The organism is Embleya sp. NPDC127516 (assembly GCF_044765325.1).
Classification (GTDB): Bacteria; Actinomycetota; Actinomycetes; order Streptomycetales; family Streptomycetaceae; genus Embleya.
This window is the reverse complement of sequence record NZ_JBIWJT010000005.1, coordinates 341,973-356,412: the sequence shown is the minus strand read 5'-3', so window position 1 is coordinate 356,412 and position 14,440 is coordinate 341,973. Positions and strand designations below refer to the sequence as shown.

Sequence of the window (14,440 nt, the reverse complement as noted above, 5' to 3'; positions counted from 1 at the left end):
CCCGTGCGGCGCGTCCACATTCCCAGTTCCGTTCTTGATCGATCAGCCGTTTCACCGGATACGCTCGGCCGGTGACCTCTGTGGATCAGCCTCGCGAACCGGCGGCCACCGACGGGCGCCTGGTCCGGCTCGGCTTCACCGACATCGCGGGCGCCGCACGCAATCTGCGCGATCCGGCCCTGCTCGGCGCCGGGGACGACTCGCTCTTCCTGGACGCCCTCGCCGCCACCGCCGACCCCGACCTCGCGCTGCTCGGCCTGGTGCGCCTCGCCGAAGCCGCCGACGACGCCCCCGTTCTGCTCTCCACCCTCGCGTCCGCGAAGCCCTTCCGCGATCGCATACTGGGCGTTCTGGGAGTGAGCGCGGCACTGGGCGACCACCTCGCGCGGCACCCCGAGGACTGGCGCTCCCTGGTCACCTACGACGTCCAGGACGCCCGACCCACCCCCGCCTACTTCCACGCCGTGCTCACCACCGCCACCGCCGGCCTGCGCGGCGACCCGGCACTGGACGCGCTGCGGATCGGCTATCGCCGCTGCCTGCTCTCGATCGCCGCCCGCGACGTGTGCGGCAGTGCCGACGAGCCGACCGTGGCCACCGAACTCGCCGACCTGGCCGGCGCCACCCTGGACGCCGCGCTCGACCTGGTCCGGCGCGAACACCCGGTCGAGGCCGAGCAGTGCCGGCTCGCGGTGATCGGCATGGGCAAGTGCGGCGGGCGCGAACTCAACTACATCAGCGACGTGGACGTGGTCTTCGTCGCCGAGGCCCCACCCGGCGTGCCCGAGGGGGTGGCGGTCGCCGCCGCCAATCGGCTGGCCGGCGCGCTGATGCGGACCTGCTCGGCGACCACCATCGAGGGCTCGATCTGGGAGGTGGACGCCAACCTGCGCCCGGAGGGCCGCAACGGCCCGCTCACCCGCACCCTGGCCAGCCACCTCGCCTACTACGAACGCTGGGCCAAGACCTGGGAGTTCCAGGCCCTGCTCAAGGCCCGCCCGGTGGCCGGCGACCCGGCACTGGGCAAGAAGTACCTGGACAGCGTGTCCCCGTTGGTGTGGACCGCCGCCCGCCGGGAGAACTTCGTCGCCGACGTGCAGGCGATGCGCCGCCGGGTGGTGGACAGCATTCCGGCGCGCGAGGTGGAGCGCGAGGTCAAGCTCGGCCCCGGGGGCCTGCGCGACATCGAATTCGCGGTCCAGCTCCTGCAGTTGGTGCACGGCAAGTCCGACCGGACGCTGCGCAGCGGCTCGACGCTGGACGCGCTCGCCGCGCTGTCCGCGGCGGGCTACGTGGGCCGCGACGACGGCGCCGCGCTGGACGCCGCGTACCGCTTCCTGCGCACGCTCGAGCACCGGATCCAACTCTTCCGGCTGCGCCGTACCCACCTGATGCCGACCGACCCCGGCGAACTGCGCCGGATCGGCCGCTCGATGGGCATGCGCTCGAACCCGGTGGGCGAACTGGAGAAGGCCTGGAGACAGCAGACGGTGGAGGTGCGCCGGCTGCACGAGAAGTTGTTCTACCGGCCGCTGCTGGACGCGGTCGCCCGGCTCAAGGCGGGCGAGCAGCGGCTCACCCCCGAGGCCGCGCGGGCCCGCTTCGAGGCACTGGGGTACGCCGACCCGGCCGCCGCGATGCGCCACCTGGAGGCGCTCGCCTCCGGAGTCAGCCGGCGTGCCTCGATCCAGCGCACGCTGCTGCCGGTGATGCTGAGCTGGTTCGCCGACTCGGCGGATCCGGACGCCGGGCTGCTCGCCTTCCGGCAGGTCTCCGACGCGCTCGGCAACACGCACTGGTATCTGCGCCTGCTGCGCGACTCCGGGGCGGGCTCGTCGGGGGCGGCGGCGGAGAACATGGCCCGTGTGCTCGCGTCCGGGCGGCTCGCGCCGGACCTGGTGCTGCGTGCGCCCGAGGCGGTCGCGATGCTCGGCGACGGGGACGGGCTGCGGCCACGCTCGCGGGCGGCCCTGGAGACCGAGATCCTGGCCGCGGTGGGGCGGGCGCCGGGTCCGGAGAGCGCGGTGCAGGCGGCGCGCAGCGTGCGTCGGCGCGAACTGTTCCGGATCGTCGCCACCGATGTGCTGGGCCGGCTGGACGTGGACGCCACCGGCAAGGCGCTCACCGATGTCAACGCGGCGACGCTGACCGGCGCGCTTCGGGCCGCCATAGACGCGTGCGAGCGCACCCGGGGGCCGATCCCGACCCGGCTCGCGATCATCGCGATGGGGCGGTTCGGCGGCTACGAGCAGGGCTACGGCAGCGACGCGGACGTGATGTTCGTACACGAGCCGATCGAGGGCGCCGAGGAGGAGTCCGCGTCCCGGGCCGCGCAGTTCGTGTGCAACGAGGTGCGCCGGCTGCTGCAGATCCCGTCCACGGATCCGCCGCTGCTGATCGACGCCGACCTGCGGCCCGAGGGGCGGCAGGGGCCGCTGGTGCGCACGCTCGCGTCGTATCGCGCCTACTACGAGCGCTGGTCCAAGCTGTGGGAGAGCCAGGCGCTGCTGCGGGCCGACTTCACCTCGGGGGACGCGGACCTGGGCCGGCGGTTCCTGGAGATGGTCGATCCGCTGCGTTATCCGGAGGGCGGGATCGACGACACGCAGGTGCGGGAGATCCGGCGGATGAAGGCCCGGATCGAGTCCGAGCGGCTGCCCCGCGGCGCCGATCCGACCACGCACACCAAGCTCGGGCGCGGCGGGCTGGCCGACGTGGAATGGGTGGTGCAACTCCTGCAACTCCGGCACGCGCACGCGGTGCCCGCGTTGCGGGTGACCGGCACCCGACAGGGACTCGCGGCGGCCCGGGACGCGGGCCTGCTCGACCCGCACGACGCCCGGATCCTGGACGACGCCTGGGTCGTGGCCACCCGGGTGCGCAACGCGGTGATGATCGTGCGCGGCCGGTCCTCGGACAGCTTCCCGTCCGATGTGCGCGAGCTGGGCGGGGTGGCCCGGCTGCTCGGCCACCGGCCGGACGAGACCGGCAGCCTGATCGAGGACTATCGACGCATGACGCGGCTCGCCCGGGCCGTGGTGGACCGGGTGTTCTACGGCGAGGACGAGACTTCGACCGGCTCGCGCTGAGGCCGCTCGCCGGCTCCGTCGCCGCGCCCCTCGTCGCGCGTGCCCGCGCGCGGGCGTACCGGCCGCCCGTGGGGCTCGGGCGCGGAGCGTGGGTCGTCCGGCGGGTACTGCGGGAAGCGGTACGCGGAGCGCCCGTTGAGCAGGCACTGCAGGCCGAAGGCGCCGGCGAGGGTGATCCAGCCGCCGACCGCGTCCAGCACGAAGTGGTTGCCGGTGGCCACGATCACGAACAGCGTGGTGATCGGGTACAACACACCGAGCACCTTGACCCACATCGGCCGGGCGAACATCACGATGGCCATCGCGCACCACGTCGACCAGCCGATGTGCATCGACGGCATCGCGGCGTACTGGTTGGAGACGTTCTTCATGTCGCCGGACGCCATCGAGCCCCACGTGTGGTGGACCAGGACGGTGTCGATGTAGCCGGCGCCCGGCAGTAGTCGGGGCGGGGCCAGGGCGTAGAAGAAGTATCCGAACAGGGCCAGGCCGGTGGTCAGGAACAACACCGTGCGCACGGCCCGGTATCGGCCGGGGTGTCTGTGGAAGAGCCACACCAGGACACCGATGGTCACCACGAAGTGCAGCGTCGCGTAGTAGTAGTTCATCGACACGATCAACCATGTGACGCCGTTCACGGCGTGGTTGACGCTGTGTTCGATGTCGATGTGCAGCGTCTTCTCGAAATCGAGCAGTTGCCAGGCGCGCTCCACGGCGACGTGTTGGCGCTCCGGTACCGCGTTGCGGACCAGCGAATAGACCCAGTAACTCAACGCGATCAGCGCCAGTTCGACCACGAATCGCGGACGACGCGGCGTGCTCAGATAGACACGCAATCGGGTCATCGTGGGGATCGGCTGCATGATTGTCCGTCCGGCTTCGTCGGTCACCCGTCGCCCCGACGGCGGCATGGTCTCTCGGCTCGGATTGCCCCCCATGGCTCAAGTCTGCCAGAGCCCATCCTTTCGCCGATCACCCTGTAGGGCCATCCGAGGGCGATCCTCTCCTTCTCGGGTGGGAGGAATCGGGGCGTAATGGGGGAGATCTCCGGGGGTGTTCGGCGCCCGGCGGCGAGGGCCGCGGTCGGCTTCGGGGGTTTCGGGGGCGGAGCGGTGGAGGTTCGCACGTGCGCGTGCCGCCCTCCGGTTCGTGGAGGGCGGCACGCGGTGTGCGGTCGCTGTGTGGTCGTTTGATTGCTCTTCGTGTGTTATTTGTGTGCTCTCTATGCGCTCTTGGCGCGCTCTTCGAACGGTCGGCGTGAGTCCTCGTGGGGTCTTTGGTCCGGGTGGGATGGGCGGCCCCGGCCGGGACGGTGGGCCGGGATGTGATCAGTGGGTCGGGACGGACTCGGGGGGATTGTCGGCGGGGGTGCTTCCCGCAGTCGTGGTGGCCGGCTTGCGGAGGGTGGCGGCGGCGATCAGGGCGCCGGCGGCGGCGATCGCGGCGGCGCCGAGGAAGGCGGCGGAGAAGCCGTCGGTGAGCGCGTCGGCGTTGCCGACCTCCCGGGCGCCGTGCGCGGCGGCGACGGCGGTCATCGCGGCCAGGCCGAGGGCCGAGCCGATCTGGTAGCTGGTGTTGACGATGCCGGAGGCGAGCCCGCCCTCCTCGGGCCGCGCGCTGGAGATCGCGGTGCCGAGAGAGGGGATGAAGGCGAGGGCCATGCCTGCGGCGGCGAGCAGCGAGGCGGGCAGGACGTCGACCCAGTACGAGCCGTCGGACCGGGCGAAGGACAGCCACAACATGCCGCCGGCGAGCGCGGCGAGGCCGGTGACCACGAGCGGGTTGGGGCCGAAGCGGGCGATCAGGCGTGGGGCGAGCACGATCATCATCACCATGATGGCCACGGTCATCGGCAGCAGCGCGGATCCGGAGGCGAAGGCGCCCAGACCGAGCACCTGCTGCAGGTAGAGGTTGAGGAAGAACCACATCGGGATCCAGGCGCCGGCCATCAACAACTGGGCGAGGTTGGCGGCGGCCAGGCCCGGCGTGCGCAGGATGCGCAGCGGCATCAGCGGCTCGGCCCGCTTGGCCTGGAGGAGCAGGAACAGCGCGACCAGCGCGATGCCGGCGGCGAGGACGAGCAGGGTCTCGGCGGAGCCCCAGCCGGTCTCCGGGGCGCGGACGACGGCGTACACGGCGGCGCCGAGGCCGGCGGTGACGGTGACCGCGCCGAGGAGGTCGATGCCGCCGCGGCGGGCGGGGGCATCGGGCATCAGCGCCGGGGTCGCGACGAGGGCGAGGATCGCGACGGGGATGTTGACGTAGAAGACCCAGGGCCAGCTCGCGTATTCGGTGATCAGACCGCCGAGGAAGACGCCGGCCGTGCCACCGGCCGGTGCCGCCGCGCCGTACAGCGCGAACGCCTTGGTGAGCTCCTTGGGGTTGCCACCGAAGAGCATCATCAGCAGGGTCAGTGCCGAGGGCGCGATCAGCGCGGCGCCGACGCCCTGGACGGCACGTCCGGCGAGCTCGACCCAGACCTCGTTCGCGAGGCCCGCCCCGAGCGAGCCGACCCCCAGGATCGCCCACCCGGTGGAGAACATGCGCTTGGCCCCGAAGAGGTCCGACAGCCGCCCGCCGAGCAGGAGCAGCCCGCCGAACGCGACGACGTAGGCGTTGAACACCCAGGACAGATTCTCCTGCGAGAACCCGAGATCGGTGCGCATCTCGGGCAGAGCCACACCGATGATCGACGTGTCCATGATGACCATGAACTGAGCCAGCGCAATCAGCGCAAGCGCCGCCCAGCGACGCGGATTCGGCTGGGGTTGAGACATCGTGATCACTCCGTAGATACACATGGGGGGTATCGAGCGATCAGGAACATACCCTAGGGGGGTATCGATGACCAGGGGTGGGGCGGAAATACCTCATGGGGGTATGCGAACAGCAGCCCTCGGCGCCTCGAATTCCCCGGGGCCGCCACCCCCGCCGCCGTCTCGGGCCGCACGACGAAACGGCCCTGCGCCCGCGGATGATCGCGGGGGCAGGGCCGTTCCGTCGTGGGCGCGTGGGGGCGACACCCACCCCGAGCCCGCCGGCCGCACACGAAGAAGGCCGTCGACCGCGCTATGGGCAGCGGTCGACGGCCTTGTCTTCGGGGGCGGGAGCGCCCGGCTACTTCGGCTTAGATGTCGAAGTAGAGCTCGAACTCGTGGGGGTGCGGGCGCAGGCGGACCGGGTCGATTTCCTTGGTGCGCTTGTATTCGATCCAGGTGTCGATCAGGTCCTGGGTGAACACGCCGCCTTCGAGGAGGTACTCGTGGTCGGCTTCGAGGGCGTCGAGGACCTCGGCGAGGGTGCCGGGGACCTGGGGGACGGCCTGGTGCTCGTCGGGAGCCAGCTCGTACAGGTCCTTGTCGACGGGCTCGAGCGGCTCGATCTTGTTCTTGATGCCGTCGAGGCCGGCCATCAACTGGGCGGCGAAGGCCAGGTACGGGTTGGCCGACGGGTCCGGGACGCGGAACTCGACGCGCTTGGCCTTGGGGTTGCTGCCCGTGATCGGGATGCGGATGCAGGCCGAGCGGTTGCGCTGCGAGTAGACCAGGTTGACCGGCGCCTCGAAGCCCGGGACCAGGCGGTGGTAGGAGTTCACCGTCGGGTTCGTGAAGGCAAGCAGCGACGGGGCGTGCTTGAGCAGACCGCCGATGAAGTAGCGGGCCGTGTCGGACAGACCGGCGTAGCCCTGCTCGTCGTAGAACAGCGGCGAGCCGTCGGTCCACAGCGACATGTGACAGTGCATGCCCGAGCCGTTGTCGCCGAAGATCGGCTTCGGCATGAAGGTCGCGGTCTTGCCGTTGCGCCACGCGACGTTCTTGACGATGTACTTGAACAGCATCAGGTCGTCGGCCGCGGCCAGCAGCGTGTTGAACTTGTAGTTGATCTCGGCCTGGCCGGCGGTGCCCACCTCGTGGTGCTGGCGCTCGATCTCCAGGCCCGCGGCCTCGAGCTCGAGGGAGATCTCCGCGCGCAGGTCGGCGAAGTGGTCGACCGGCGGGGTCGGGAAGTAGCCGCCCTTGTACCGGACCTTGTAGCCGCGGTTGTTCTCCTCCTGGCCCGTGTTCCAGGCCCCCGCCTCGGAGTCGATGTGGTAGAAGGACTCGTTCGCGCCGGTCGCGAAGCGCACGCTGTCGAACACGTAGAACTCGGCCTCGGGGCCGAAGTACGCCGTGTCGGCGATGCCGGTGCCGGCGAGGTAGCGCTCGGCCTTCTTCGCGACGTTGCGCGGGTCGCGGCTGTACTCCTCATCCGTCAGCGGGTCGTGGATGAAGAAGTTGATGTTGAGCGTCTTGTCCTTGCGGAACGGGTCGAGCCGCGCCGTGGACAGGTCGGGGCGAAGCGCCATGTCCGACTCGTGGATCGCCTGGAAGCCGCGGATCGAGGATCCGTCGAACGCCAGCGTCTCACTCGGGTCGAACGTCTTCGCCGGGACCGTGAAGTGCTGCATCACGCCAGGCAGGTCGCAAAAACGAACGTCGACGAACTTGACGTCGTTGTCGGCGATGTATCGCGACACCTCTTCGGCGTTGTTGAACATCAATCCTCCTCGACCCGGCGCCAGGCGCGGGTAGTTGCGTTCGCGGGGAGCGGCCTCCTCCCCGGTGGCCACTAGGCCTCGAAGGTAGGCGCGAGCGGTTTCCCGTCGGTGTCCCTCGTGTTTCCGGGATGTTACGCACCCACCCGTACGGGGCGGCCCGTCTTTGCCCGGATGCATGCCCATGATCATCTCGCGCACACACACCCCGGGGCGGGTGAATCGGCCCGGCTCGTCTACTTTGGATGGGTGGACGAGAACACGACCGCATCGCGGAACCAGGCCCCCGGGGCGGCGGGCGAAGACTTCGGCTACCGCGGCAAGCGTCTCGGGCTGCCCGAGGACGGACCCAACTCGCTCGCGCCCACCGGGCGCAGGTTGATCGCCCTGCTCATCGACTGGAGCATCTGCTACATCATCGCGCTGTCCTTCATAGGCGGCGGCGACCTCAACGATCCCGGGACGAGCTGGGGCACCCTGGCCGTGTTCGCCGCCGAGAACCTGCTCCTGGTGAGCACGATCGGCTGGACCTTCGGCAAGCGGATCATGGGCATCCGGGTGGTGTCGGTCACCCGCGACACGCTGCTGCCGCTCGCGGTCGTGGTACGTACGTTCCTGCTGTGCCTGGTGATCCCGCCGGCGATCTACGACCGGGACGGGCGCGGGTTCCACGACAAGGCGGTCGGCACCGCGGTGGTGCGTGCGTAGTTCGTAACACGACGCGTGCCGATACGGCGCCCGCGGGCACGACGCGTGCGGGCACGACCCCGCGGACGCGACGCGTACGAACCGGCGCGACGGACTCGGGTTACGACCACCCGGACCCGGTACGGCAAAAGAGCGGCGGCGATCCGATGCGGATCGCCGCCGCTCTCGCGATCGGGCGGGGACGGGGTGCTGCTGCGTGGCGCGGTGGCCGTCGAGGGGTCAGCCGCGCGGGCCGCGCGGCATGCGCGCGCCCTTCGGCATCGGGCCCTTGGGCACCGGCATGTTCTTCATCAGGTCGCCGACCGCGCGCAGGCGGTCGTTGACCACCGCGACCTCGGGCTTGGCCATGGTCGGGCTCAACTTCATGATGTGCCGTTGCAGCTTGCGCAGCGGGACCTGGCCCTCGTCGTTGCCGACGATGATCGTGTGCACCACGGTGCTCGCAGCCAGGCGGGACATGCGCTTCTTCTCATCGGCCAGCAGTCGCGTCACGCGACCGGGCTGGCCCTCGCCCACCAGGATGATGCCGGGGCGACCCACGGCGCGGTGCACGACATCCTGCTGGCGGGTGATGGCCACGGTGGGGGTCACGACCCAGCCACGCTTGAGTGACTGCATGACCGCCAACGCCGCGCCGGGCTGGCCCTCCATCTGGCCGAGCACCGACTTCTCGGCCCGTCGTCCGAAGATGAAGGCCGCCGCGAGCAGACCCACGAGGGCACCGAAGATGCCCAGGTAGATCGGATGTCCCCACCAGAAGCCGATGGCCAGGAGTACTGCGAATACGCCCAGGCCCCAGGCCGCCACAATCAAGCCGACCCACGGATCGGCCTTCTTCGTCTGCTGGTAGGCGAGCCGGATCTGCTTCAGCCGGCCGCTCTTCTCGGATGGTTCCTTGCTCGCCATGTGAAAAGGATACTGGCGTGCCATCCACCCGGGACAATGGCTGCCGACAGCTTGTCCGAACCTTCATGCGACCGGCGCAGCGCCGCGGCCGTCCGACGGGAGACGAGCCCCCGGCGAACGGCCGAACGGTGTCGCGGGCGGCCGGGCGCGGACACCTGTGTCCACACCCGCGTCACGCGATGCCACACGCGTCGCGGGTCAGTGCGAGCCGGCGCCCGGTGTCGGGTTGACCGGGGCGAGCCGGGCCAGGATGTCGGAGGCCTCGGCGCGGGCGCGGGCACGGTTGCGGTCGGCGCACACCGCGGCCCACGCGTTGCGCCGTGCGGTGCGCTGGCCACCCTCGAACATCAGCACGGTCTCGACCGCTCGGAAGACCCGGCCGACGGTCGCCCGCCGGGCCGCGGCGCCGCGGTCGAACGCGCCCCACAGAACCGAGGCGTTGTCCTGCTGCGTGTCCTGCATAACGTCGTCCCCCTACCTGTTCTCGGTGCGAAGGCTCACCGCACTGCGGTCGACTCTCGCAACAATGTGTTACCAAACGATGACGTCAGGGTCAAACCGACGTGAAGGTCTGCACACCTTCGCCCGAAGCGGAGCGGGTTTCGCGTACCTCGAGGGCCTGGCGGTAGAGCCGGCCCGCGCGGTACGACGAGCGGACCAGGGGGCCGGAGAGCACGCCCGCGAAGCCGATCTCCTCGGCCTCCTCGTTCAGCTCGACGAACTCCTCCGGGCGCACCCAGCGCTCCACGGGGTGGTGCCGCACGCTCGGCCGCAGGTACTGCGTGATGGTCAGCAGCTCGCAGCCGGCGTCGTACAGGTCCTGCATGGCCTGGCTGATCTCGGCGCGTTCCTCGCCCATGCCCAGGATCAGGTTGGACTTGGTGACCAGGCCGTCGGCCCGGGCCTGGGTGATCACGTCGAGCGAGCGCTCGTAGCGGAAGCCCGGCCGGATGCGCTTGAAGATCCGCGGCACCGTCTCGATGTTGTGCGCGAGCACCTCGGGACGGGAGGAGAACACCTCGGCCAGTTGGTCCGGCTGGGCGGTGAAGTCCGGGATCAGCAGCTCCACCCCGGTCCCCGGGTTCAGCTCCTTGATCTGGCGGACGGTCTCCGCGTACAGCCACGCGCCGCCGTCGGGCAGGTCGTCGCGGGCGACGCCGGTGATGGTCGCGTACTTCAGGCCCATCGCCTGGACCGACTCCGCGACGCGGCGCGGTTCGTCCCGGTCCAGCTCGGCCGGCTTGCCGGTGTCGATCTGGCAGAAGTCGCAGCGCCGGGTGCACTGGTCGCCGCCGATCAGGAAGGTCGCCTCGCGGTCTTCCCAACATTCGTAGATGTTGGGGCAGCCGGCCTCCTCGCACACCGTGTGCAGCCCCTCGCGCTTCACGAGTTGCTTGAGCTCGGTGTACTCGGGGCCCATCTTCGCCCGGGTCTTGATCCACGAAGGCTTGCGCTCGATGGGAGTCTCGGCGTTGCGGACTTCCAGGCGAAGCAGCTTGCGGCCGTCGGGTGCGACAGCGGACACGCGCGACTCCCTCTTCTCGGGGCAGCCTGCGGGGCGGGACAGACTGCGATGGGCCCCGACAGGATGGTCCGGGCCCGTGGTGGGGCGGTACGTCCAGAGTACGCCGAGCGAAACGGGCGTTCGGACGGCCCGTCAGGTGGCAACCCGGACGAACCGGGGTGGATTCCCCGGATGCCGGATTCGGTACGAGGCGTGCGTCACGCGGACCGTGAGGCGTGCGTCACGCGGGTGACCCGGCGCGCGTGCCGCGGGCGTCCGGGCGTGCCTCGCGCGGGCGTTCGGGCGGGCGTCACGCCGGCACGTGCGCGAACACGTCGGCGAGGTGTTTCTCGGCCAGTGGCAGTACCTCGGTGACGGTGACCTCGCGGCCCAGTTCGCGGCTCAGCGAGGTGACGCCGGCGTCCTTGATGCCGCACGGCACGATCCGGTCGTAGTACGTCATGTCGGCGTCGCAGTTGATCGCGAAGCCGTGCATGGTCACCTTGCGCGAGACCCGGACGCCGATCGCGGCGAGCTTGCGGTCGTCGCCGCGCTGGCCCGCGTTGGAGGGCGCGTACTCCGGGCCGGCCAGACGCGGGTCGAACTCGGGGTGCAGGCGCGGGTCGGGCCCGGCCGCGAGTCGGCTGTCCAGCCGCAGGTCGAGACCGCCGGTCGGGGCGGGCCGCTCGGGAACCGCGTCGCCCAGGACCCAGACGCCGCTGCGGCCCTCGATCCGGGTGGTCTCCAGGCCCAGGTCGGCGCAGACCCGGATCAGCGCCTCCTCCATCCGGCGCACGTGCGCGACCACGTCCACCGGCTCGGGCAGTCGCACGATCGGGTAGCCGACGAGTTGGCCGGGGCCGTGCCAGGTGATCTTGCCGCCCCGGTCCACGTCGACCACGGGCGTGCCGTCCATCGGGCGCTCGGAGGGGTCGGTACGGCGGCCCGCCGTGTACACCGCGGGGTGCTCGAGGAGCAGACACGTGTCGGCGGCGGCACCGCTCACCACCTGCTCGTGGACGCGGCGTTGTTCCTCCCACGCGGCCTCGTACGGAACGGCGTCGGCGCCGATGCCCAAGTGCACGAATCGCAAGAAGCTGGTCACGTCCACCAGCGTACGACGGGGCCGGATCTCACCCGTGGCCGGCGTCGAGCCCGCGTACGTGGCAGGTGACACCGGTGAACGTGCAGCCGATCGACTCGACGTGCCCGTACAGGCCGAACTCGATCACCGCGCTGGCTCCGGGGGCCAACGGGCCCCGGCCGCGCGCGGTCGCGGTGCTGCGGTCGGTGCTGGTGCGCATGTCCTCGCCGTAGAGCATGGTGAAGCCGCTCTGCCGACCCGTCGCGGTGAGGGTGAGGTCCCACGCGGGGAGCGGGTGGGCGGTGCGGTTGGTGATGACCACCGTGCCGTCGGCGCCCCAACCGGAGTCGCTCACCGTGGCGTCGACGGTGATGTCCTTCGGGCCGGTGGTGGCGGGCGGGCGCGGGACGGGTGGGGCGGCCGACGTGGGCGGCGGGCTCGAGCGGGTCGCGGTCGGGCTCGTGCTCGCGGTCGGGCTCGTGCTCGCGCTCGCCGAGGCGGACGGGGTCCGGGTCGCCGATCCGGTCGGGCTCGTGGTCGTCGTGGTGGTCGCGCCCGGGCTCGGCGAACCGGCGTCGGGAAACGCCGGAGCGGGCGCCGGCAGCGGCATGTTCACGTCGCGCGAGACCGGGCGGCCGCGGCCCTTGTCACGATCCGAGCCGGCGAACAGGAAGACCCCGCTGGTGAGCAGCAGGCACACGAGCGCGACCGCGGCCAGCGGGATCACGATCCCGCGAGCGGTGTCGTCGGGCTGCCGGGTCACGCGTGCGCTTCCTTCGAATCGATGTCGGGCGGTCGGCGCGAGGCCGTCGGCACCGGGGTGGTCGGTCGCGAGCTTCGGTCGGGGGCGGTCACGTGGTTCGTCTCCGCGTGGGTGTCGATCATCCCATCGGGTGAACTGCCCCGCGCATGTTCCACCACGGGTCCGCGCACCGCAAGCGGCCCAGGGCTGGTGACGGCACATCGGATCCGTCCGCGGGGTTCGGCAGGTTCTGCCGAACTCGGCGGCGCCGGGCCGCCGTCGAGGCGCCGTCGGGCCCGATTCGTGCCCCGATCGCCGGGCCGATCCCGGTAACTCGAAAGGGTCATTGTTGCGAGCGTTCGGGTTGTAGCGCTCCAGAAATCGCTAGATTCTCGCGCGATCACCCACCCACACCGAACCACCGCACCAGCGGGAGGCGTTCATCTCCATGGCAGCCAGGGTCGAGCGGCGCCCCAATCACCGGCTGGCGGCGCTTGTCGAGGAAGCCGGCTTCTCACATGCCGGTCTGGCCCGACGCGTTGACCAACTCGGTGCGGAACAAGGCATCGATCTCCGGTACGACAAGACCTCCGTGGCGCGCTGGCTGCGTGGCCAACATCCGCGCGGGATCGTGCCGATACTGCTTGCCGAGGTCTTCACCCAGCGGCTCGGCCGCAAGCTCAGCGCCGAGGATCTGGGCATGGCCGGTTGCCGACCGGACTATGCCGGGCTCGAATACGCGTCCGGTCCGCCCGAGGCGGTCGAGATCGTCACCGGCATGTGGCAGGCCGACTCGGCGCAGCGATCCGCGCTGGTGGAGGCCGCGTTCACGCCCGGGGCGCTGGTGGTGCCCAGCCGGGACTGGCTGATCGGCGCCGGCGACGAGCGGCCCGCCCGGCAGGACGGCGATCGGGTCGGGCTCGGCGACGTGGCCGCGGTGCGCGCCGTCGGCGAGGCGTTTCGGCGGTTGGACAACTCGTTCGGCGGGGGTCACGGCAGACAGGCGCTGGTGCGCTACCTCGACACCGAGGTGACCGCGATACTGCGCGGGACCTACGACTCGCGCACCGGCAGCGCGTTGTTCGGCGCGGCGGCCACGCTCACCCGGCTGGTCGGCTGGATGGCGTACGACGTGGGCGTGCACGGGATGGCGCAGCGCTACTTCGTCCAGGCGCTGCGGTTGGCCCAGGCGTCGGGGGATCGGGCGCTGGGCGGATTCGTGTTGTCCACGATGAGCCGGCAGGCGGTCTACCTCGGGCACGGGCGCGAGGCGGTACAACTGGCGCGAGTCGCCCAGCAGGGCGCCTCGGCGGTGGCCACGTCCCGGGTCAGGGCGCTGTTCCACGCGGTCGAGGCGCGCGGGCACGGGCTGTTGGGGGACGCGCGGGCGTGCGGGGCGGCGCTGCTGCGCGCGGAGCAGGCGTTGGAGTGCGTCGCGGAGGGGGACGACGAGCCGGAGTGGGTCGCGTTCATGAACGAGGCGCAGCTCACCGACGACCACGCGCACTGCTACCGGGACTTGGAGGACTACGACAAGGCTCGCGAGTACGCGGAGCGGTCGTTGCGGCTGCGCGGGAGCGAGTACGCCCGCAGCCGGCTGTTCTGCCAGACCATCCTGGCCACCGCGTTGTTGGAGCTGGGCGAGGTGGAGCAGGCGTGCCGGGTGGAGGCGGAGGCGACCGAGCAGGCGGAGGGTCTGCGGTCGTCGCGGGCGGTGGACTACGTGCGCGAGTTCACGCATCGGCTGGCGCCGTACCGGGACGTGCCGGCGGTACGGGAGTTCGAGGCGCGGTCGGGGTGTTTCGTGCGCACGGCTTGAGGGTTTCCGCCCATCCGCCCACCCGTTGCGTATGGCCCGAGGGTGGTGGATTTC

At 71.0% G+C, this 14,440-nt stretch carries 11 protein-coding genes; 3 read left to right on the top strand and 8 right to left on the bottom strand.

The genetic code is table 11. The features are described from left to right. Positions 1–71 precede the first annotated feature (71 nt). Positions 72–3,089 (top strand): bifunctional [glutamine synthetase] adenylyltransferase/[glutamine synthetase]-adenylyl-L-tyrosine phosphorylase, encoded by a 3,018-nt coding sequence (locus tag ACIRL2_RS12265; RefSeq protein ID WP_395862240.1) that lies wholly within the window; start codon positions 72–74, stop codon positions 3,087–3,089. Here ACIRL2_RS12265 and ACIRL2_RS12260 read toward each other — a convergent pair. The 3 genes from ACIRL2_RS12260 to glnA all read right to left on the bottom strand — a co-directional run bounded on the left by ACIRL2_RS12260 (position 3,053) and on the right by glnA (position 7,626). Next, positions 3,053–3,934: a phosphatase PAP2 family protein gene (locus ACIRL2_RS12260; protein WP_402231845.1), complete on the bottom strand. Its 882-nt coding sequence runs from the start codon at positions 3,932–3,934 to the stop codon at positions 3,053–3,055. The genes ACIRL2_RS12265 and ACIRL2_RS12260 overlap by 37 nt on opposite strands. Before the next feature lie 483 nt (positions 3,935–4,417). Beyond that, on the bottom strand, positions 4,418–5,866 hold the full coding sequence (locus ACIRL2_RS12255) for an MFS transporter (RefSeq protein ID WP_402231843.1): 1,449 nt from the start codon (positions 5,864–5,866) through the stop codon (positions 4,418–4,420). 350 nt (positions 5,867–6,216) lie between these two features. Continuing rightward, positions 6,217–7,626, bottom strand: a complete 1,410-nt coding sequence (gene glnA, locus ACIRL2_RS12250; protein ID WP_395862245.1) for a type I glutamate--ammonia ligase — start codon at positions 7,624–7,626, stop codon at positions 6,217–6,219. A 246-nt stretch (positions 7,627–7,872) separates the two neighbouring features. Between glnA and ACIRL2_RS12245 the strand changes: the two genes are divergently transcribed. Further along, complete coding sequence (locus tag ACIRL2_RS12245; RefSeq protein ID WP_395862247.1) at positions 7,873–8,331, top strand: RDD family protein; 459 nt, start codon at positions 7,873–7,875, stop codon at positions 8,329–8,331. 219 nt (positions 8,332–8,550) lie between these two features. Here the strand turns inward: ACIRL2_RS12245 and ACIRL2_RS12240 are convergent, their stop codons facing one another. The 5 genes from ACIRL2_RS12240 to ACIRL2_RS12220 all read right to left on the bottom strand — a co-directional run bounded on the left by ACIRL2_RS12240 (position 8,551) and on the right by ACIRL2_RS12220 (position 12,588). Beyond that, positions 8,551–9,237, bottom strand: a complete 687-nt coding sequence (locus tag ACIRL2_RS12240; RefSeq protein WP_395862249.1) for a DUF4191 domain-containing protein — start codon at positions 9,235–9,237, stop codon at positions 8,551–8,553. 198 nt (positions 9,238–9,435) lie between these two features. Beyond that, positions 9,436–9,699 carry a hypothetical protein gene (locus ACIRL2_RS12235; RefSeq protein WP_395862252.1) on the bottom strand — a complete coding sequence of 88 codons (264 nt, stop codon included), beginning with the start codon at positions 9,697–9,699 and terminating at the stop codon, positions 9,436–9,438. A gap of 91 nt (positions 9,700–9,790) precedes the next feature. Beyond that, complete coding sequence (gene lipA, locus ACIRL2_RS12230; RefSeq protein WP_395862254.1) at positions 9,791–10,762, bottom strand: lipoyl synthase; 972 nt, start codon at positions 10,760–10,762, stop codon at positions 9,791–9,793. 289 nt (positions 10,763–11,051) lie between these two features. Next, positions 11,052–11,846 (bottom strand): lipoyl(octanoyl) transferase LipB, encoded by a 795-nt coding sequence (gene lipB, locus ACIRL2_RS12225; protein ID WP_395862257.1) that lies wholly within the window; start codon positions 11,844–11,846, stop codon positions 11,052–11,054. A gap of 28 nt (positions 11,847–11,874) precedes the next feature. Further along, complete coding sequence (locus ACIRL2_RS12220; protein WP_402231839.1) at positions 11,875–12,588, bottom strand: hypothetical protein; 714 nt, start codon at positions 12,586–12,588, stop codon at positions 11,875–11,877. A gap of 427 nt (positions 12,589–13,015) precedes the next feature. Between ACIRL2_RS12220 and ACIRL2_RS12215 the strand changes: the two genes are divergently transcribed. Next, a complete protein-coding gene (locus ACIRL2_RS12215) occupies positions 13,016–14,386 on the top strand; it encodes a regulator (protein WP_402231837.1) in 1,371 nt (456 codons plus the stop codon). The last annotated feature ends 54 nt before the right edge of the window (positions 14,387–14,440 follow it).

Excerpts from the sequence above, each read along its gene's own strand:
- glnA (WP_395862245.1), bottom strand. The coding sequence starts at position 7,626 with ATGTTCAACAACGCCGAAGAGGTGTCGCGATACATCGCCGACAACGAC.
- ACIRL2_RS12215 (WP_402231837.1), top strand. The coding sequence starts at position 13,016 with ATGGCAGCCAGGGTCGAGCGGCGCCCCAATCACCGGCTGGCGGCGCTT.
- ACIRL2_RS12260 (WP_402231845.1), bottom strand. The coding sequence starts at position 3,934 with ATGACCCGATTGCGTGTCTATCTGAGCACGCCGCGTCGTCCGCGATTC.
- ACIRL2_RS12235 (WP_395862252.1), bottom strand. The coding sequence starts at position 9,699 with ATGCAGGACACGCAGCAGGACAACGCCTCGGTTCTGTGGGGCGCGTTC.
- ACIRL2_RS12255 (WP_402231843.1), bottom strand. The coding sequence starts at position 5,866 with ATGTCTCAACCCCAGCCGAATCCGCGTCGCTGGGCGGCGCTTGCGCTG.
- ACIRL2_RS12240 (WP_395862249.1), bottom strand. The coding sequence starts at position 9,237 with ATGGCGAGCAAGGAACCATCCGAGAAGAGCGGCCGGCTGAAGCAGATC.